This is a genomic window from Bacillus sp. JJ1764 (assembly GCF_036962145.1).
Lineage (GTDB): Bacteria > Bacillota > Bacilli > Bacillales > Cytobacillaceae > Neobacillus.
In genome coordinates, this window is the sequence record NZ_JBALNY010000048.1 from 1 (window position 1) to 5068 (window position 5068).

Annotated in this window: 5 protein-coding genes; 2 read left to right on the top strand and 3 right to left on the bottom strand. The window is 37.4% G+C overall.

Translation table 11 applies throughout. From position 1 onward, the window contains the following. Positions 1 to 311: 311 nt before the first annotated feature. A complete protein-coding gene (locus V7083_RS07655; RefSeq protein WP_335476790.1) occupies positions 312 to 530 on the bottom strand; it encodes a hypothetical protein in 219 nt (72 codons plus the stop codon). Positions 531 to 900: 370 nt separating this feature from the next. On the opposite strand from V7083_RS07655, the gene V7083_RS07660 reads away from it, so the two are divergent. Then, complete coding sequence (locus V7083_RS07660) at positions 901 to 1581, top strand: sensor histidine kinase (protein ID WP_335476791.1); 681 nt, start codon at positions 901 to 903, stop codon at positions 1579 to 1581. Further along, the gene (locus V7083_RS07665) at positions 1578 to 2420 is read left to right on the top strand and encodes a DNA-binding domain-containing protein (protein WP_335476792.1); all 843 of its coding nucleotides are present in this window, start codon (positions 1578 to 1580) and stop codon (positions 2418 to 2420) included. Before V7083_RS07660 ends, V7083_RS07665 begins: the two co-directional genes overlap by 4 nt. A gap of 113 nt (positions 2421 to 2533) precedes the next feature. Here V7083_RS07665 and arcC read toward each other — a convergent pair whose 3' ends face one another. Beyond that, complete coding sequence (gene arcC, locus V7083_RS07670; protein ID WP_335476793.1) at positions 2534 to 3484, bottom strand: carbamate kinase; 951 nt, start codon at positions 3482 to 3484, stop codon at positions 2534 to 2536. 134 nt (positions 3485 to 3618) lie between these two features. Beyond that, positions 3619 to 4608, bottom strand: coding sequence for an ornithine carbamoyltransferase (gene argF, locus V7083_RS07675; protein ID WP_335476794.1), 990 nt, complete (start codon positions 4606 to 4608; stop codon positions 3619 to 3621). Positions 4609 to 5068: the final 460 nt, after the last annotated feature.

Sequence of the window (5068 nt, forward strand, 5' to 3'; positions counted from 1 at the left end):
CGTTAAGAAAAACAAGATGACAAATGCTCCGGGCATTCTTAATTTAAACTTCTTTCTTGGCCCCTTTTCTGTGCTGGAACCTGCATTGTTCATAAAGTCATCTGTGTTTTTTGCGACGCTTACATTATTCATAAGGTCATCTCCCCTGAAAAAATATAATTGTATAAGGGGTTCACAAATATTTCATTGTTTGTGAAACCATTTACAATCTATAATTTAAGTGTATTTAGAGGCTTCAAAAAACTTCAAAAAGATTAGACAAGTTTTTTGGGGGGAGGGATTTTTATTCCGTTTTTTTCTCACAACATCAATCAAGATAAAATCAAGAGAATAACTGTTGCTGCAACTTGTATCGCATTGTCAGCACAAATTAATTTAACGTTTTTTGTAGATGGCTTCATTTTAACCCTTGCCGTTATCTTATTACCCGTTTTTTTATATTTTAATGATGATCTAAATCCAATACCGTTAACACTTGGAATTGCGTTTGCTTCACCTTTTTTCAGAGGACTTCTTCTTTTTATCACCAATAATTATGCTCTCGAAACAATTGCTCAGTATATATGTACCGATATTGCTTTTTATCTCTGTTACGGATGTGTGTACTATTTTTTATACTGGCATCGCGCATATCGCAATGATAGTTCTTTCTTTTTTACTATTTTGCTATGTGACTATGTTTCAAATATTTTAGAAGTTAGTCTGCTGTTAAATTTTTCACATTATAGTCTGCGTTTATTTAAAATATTGTTTTTAGTAGCGTTGCTACGCAGTCTTATTAGCTGCTTTATTGCATTTTTGTATCATTATTTTACGCTTATGATAAGAAAAAAGAGTCATGAGCAGCGGTACTATAACTTTTTGTGGTCAGTTTCAGCAGTTAAAAGTGAAGTATATTTTATGAATAAGAATATTAACGAAATCGAAAGAATCATGAAAAATGCGTATTTACTCAATAAAGAGCTCTATAATGAAAACCCCTCCAGCAAAAATGGAAGTATTGCGTTAGATATTGCCAGAGACGTGCATGAAGTAAAGAAGGACTATCAAAATGTTATCAAAGGTCTGGGGAGTTATTTTGAAGTAGAAGAGGACTCATTGCGATTAAGTGACATACTAAAAATCGTCTTAATGCATTCGCGCAGTCTTATTAGAGAAAGGAAATTGGATATTTTAATAACGGTCAAGAACCAAATTGATCTAAGAATCAATGATCATTACTACTTGGTTTCGATTTTGTCGAATATGATTGCAAATAGCATTGATGCAATAGGAAATCAACATGGAGGATCGATAACAGTAATTGTTAAGGATCAGGGAGAGCAGTTGCTAATAAGTGTTTCTGACAACGGTCCTGGTATCCCTTCAGAGATCAAAGAAATGATTTTTCAACCAGGATTTTCTACTAAATTTAATCAAGATACTGGAGATGTTTATCGGGGAATTGGGTTGTCGCACGTTAGGATTATTGTGGCAGAACAATTCGGTGGAAAAATAAAAGTTGTTTCTGAAGAAGGAAAAGGAACGATCTTCCTTTTAACGTTTAACAAGGAAAAATTAACTTTGGGGGAACAGTCATGAATTTTTACATTATTGACGATGATCTTGCAGTCACTATGATCTTACAAAGAATCGTGGAAGAAGACATGATCAATCAGGTAGTCGGAACATCGGTATCGCCAAAAATCGCCTTGAATGAACTGATGCTGCTGAATGTTGATATTGTATTAGTAGATTTGTTAATGCCCGAACTAAATGGTATTGCCTTAGTTGAAGCACTTTGCAAGGTAAAACCTGAGTTGAAATTTATTATGATTTCTCAAGTACGAGATAGTGAATTGCGAGAAGATGCTTATAAAGCTGGAATCGAATTTTTTATCGATAAACCCATCAATATAATTGAAGTCCGGACAATTGTTAATCGTGTAAAACAAAGTATTCTGATGGAACAAAAACTGAAAAAAATTCAAAACTTATTAGGGGCTTCTTCAAATGGCTATCCAAATATAAATTCAAATCATTTTAGTGAAACTAAACAGAAGGTACGATCTATTCTGGCGTTTTTAGGTATAACTTCTGAAGCGGGTTCTGCTGATATATTAAATATTAGTCAAGTGATGATCGAACAAAATATTTCTTTTAACTTTATCAACTTTGATAAACAATTTGCTTTAGACTCTCATGAAAAGAAAATTATTTTTCAGCGTGTTAGACGAGCGATAAAAAAAGGAATGGTAAATATCGCTAATTTATGTCAAGATGATTTTGAAAATGAATTAACTATTGAGTGTGCGAACACTCTTTATGGGTATAAAAATATCCACAAAGAGATTCTCTTTTTGGAAGGAAAGTCGTCAACAGGAGGCAAAGTATCCCTAAAGCAATTTTTTGATGGCTTAGTCATGCAAGCCAATAATTAATTGCAGTTTTAGGGGTTCCACTCATAGCCATCAAGTAAAAAAAGTAAGTCCAACTAATGACTCGTTTTTATGTCTTAAAAAGGGCACCCACAACAGCGGGTGCCCTTCCTTCATTATTGTAAAATGACGGTTCCAGTTTTTCCTTGGAGTGCGTCTTTTGCTTTGTTAAGTGAAGTGACAATTGATTTTCTGCCCATTTTGGATTTTGTAAATTGCATGGCTGCTTTTACTTTTGGCAGCATAGAGCCAGGGGCAAATTGTCCTTCTTCGATATACTTTTGTGCTTCTTCTAATGTGATGCTGGCAAGGTTTTTCTGGTTCGGTTTGTTAAAGTTTATGGCGATTTGTTCTACCGCTGTTAAGATGACCAGTTCGTCGGCGTCAAGCAGTTCTGCAAGTTTTTCAGATGCTAAATCTTTATCGATTACAGCAGCTACGCCTTCGAGTGTGCCATCTTCTTTTTCAATGACAGGCACGCCGCCGCCACCAACGGTGATGACAACATGGCCAGCATCTACCATTGTTTTAATGATTTTTTCTTCTACCACCGCTATTGGTGCTGGGGAGGCCACTACTCTTCGATAACCACGGCCGGCATCTTCCTTCATCACGTAGCCTTTTTCTTCTTGAAGCTTCATAGCTTGTTCTTGTGAGAAGAAGGAGCCAACAGGTTTGGTTGGATTTTTGAACCCAGGGTCGTTAGGATCTACTACCACTTGAGTGATGATGGAGGCCACGTCGCGTTGGATGCCTCTTCCTCTCATTTCTTCCCTGATTGCCTGTTGCAGGTGATAGCCAATATAGCCTTCACTCATGGCGCCGCATTCTGGAAATGGCATCACCGGTTTGCCGCCATCCATTGTATTGGCCGCTTCATAAGTTGCCACGATCTGTCCTACCTGTGGACCATTTCCATGAGCAACAATGACTTCATGTCCTTCCTCGATTAAATCAACAATTGGTTTTGCCGTTTCTTTGCAGGTGAAAAGCTGTGCTTCTGCTGATGTATCTTTTGGGTTTGCCTGAAGTGCATTTCCTCCAAGCGCTATAACAATTCTTGACATAATTCTACTCCTCTATCTATCAATCTTTTACAAGTGGGCATAAATTAAGGCTGGCGTGTGAACCCCAACCTTTATATTAAAATTCTAAAATTATCGAGTTACTGCTTAAGCGGTTATTTGTTCATAATCTTAATTTATATAGTTGCCACCATAACTGCTTTAATGGTGTGCATTCTGTTTTCGGCTTCATCAAAGACAACAGAGTGTTTGCCTCTGAATACTTCGTCGGTTACTTCTCTGATATCAAGACCCATTGCCTCTTTTCCATTGTTGGCTACCTTCGTTTCAAAGTCATGGAAGGACGGTAAGCAGTGCATGAAGATAACATCTGGATTTTCAGTAGCTTGGATCATTTCTTCGTTCACTCTGAATGGAGTTAGGAGCTCTACGCGTTGGGCGAGTTGATCTTCTTCGCCCATCGATGCCCAAATATCAGTGTAGAGAACGTCTGCTCCTTTAATGGCATCAATGTTGTCAGATACTTCAATGATGGCGCCTGTTTCTTTGGCAACGATTTGTGCCTTTTCAATGATTTCTAGTGATGGCTGCAATTCTTTTGGTCCGAAGGCAACAAAGTGCATGCCCATTTTGGCACAGCCATACATCCAGGCATAGGCCATATTGTTTCGAGTATCACCAACAAAGACTACTTTTGTCTTGTTTAATGGTTTTGCCACATGTTCTTCGATGGTTAGCATGTCTGCCAAAATTTGTGTTGGGTGGTCAACATCTGTTAAACCATTGAATACGGGAACTCCTGAGTGTTTAGCCAAATCTTCCACTACCTTTTGGTCAAAGCCGCGGTATTCGATGCCGTCATAGAAACGGCCAAGAACCTTTGCCGTATCTTCAAGTGATTCCTTTTTCCCCATTTGTGAGCTGCTGGAGTCAAGGAATGTAACACGGGCGCCTTCATCCAATGCGGCCACTTCAAAGGCACATCTTGTTCTGGTTGATGTTTTTTCAAATAACAGCACGATATTTTTTCCCTTAAGGACATCATTATAAATTCCTGAGCGTTTCTTTGCTTTTAAATCATGTGATAAATCAAGCAGATATCTGATTTCCTCCGGTGTGAAATCCATTAATGTTAAGAAACTTCTTCCTTTTAAATTTACTGGCAATTTAAAACTCCTCCTTAGATTTATAGATATATTTAACCATGCAGATACATGGGTATTACGCGTTTTTAGAAAGAAATCCCATATGAACCGTCATCATCATAATGAGAGTGATGACATTGAGGACAAACATGATAATAGCGGCTAGCTTTTTTTACCTCTTGTAAAGATGAATGGAAATTTTGTGTTTTTACTTTGGCTCAATCACTAAAACTTACTTTTGCGGCTGCGTATTCCACTTTTCCTGCGATATAAAAGCCGATAATTCCCGCTGCAAGTAGGAGTATCAGCAGCATGAGGAATTTAAGCTGGCTGTATATTTCTTGACTTTATAATAAATGGCCGTTTCAAAAACAATCACAAATCATCAAATATCATCATCTAGGATTGATAAATTCAAAGTTTCGCCACATTTTTTCCACATGGAATGGTTTTTGAAGTGATTTCAAGGGCAAGTAGGAGC

Bases quoted from the DNA above. Each gene is read 5' to 3' on its own strand.
- V7083_RS07660 (WP_335476791.1), top strand. From the start codon at position 901: ATGAATAAGAATATTAACGAAATCGAAAGAATCATGAAAAATGCGTAT.
- V7083_RS07665 (WP_335476792.1), top strand. From the start codon at position 1,578: ATGAATTTTTACATTATTGACGATGATCTTGCAGTCACTATGATCTTA.
- arcC (WP_335476793.1), bottom strand. From the start codon at position 3,484: ATGTCAAGAATTGTTATAGCGCTTGGAGGAAATGCACTTCAGGCAAAC.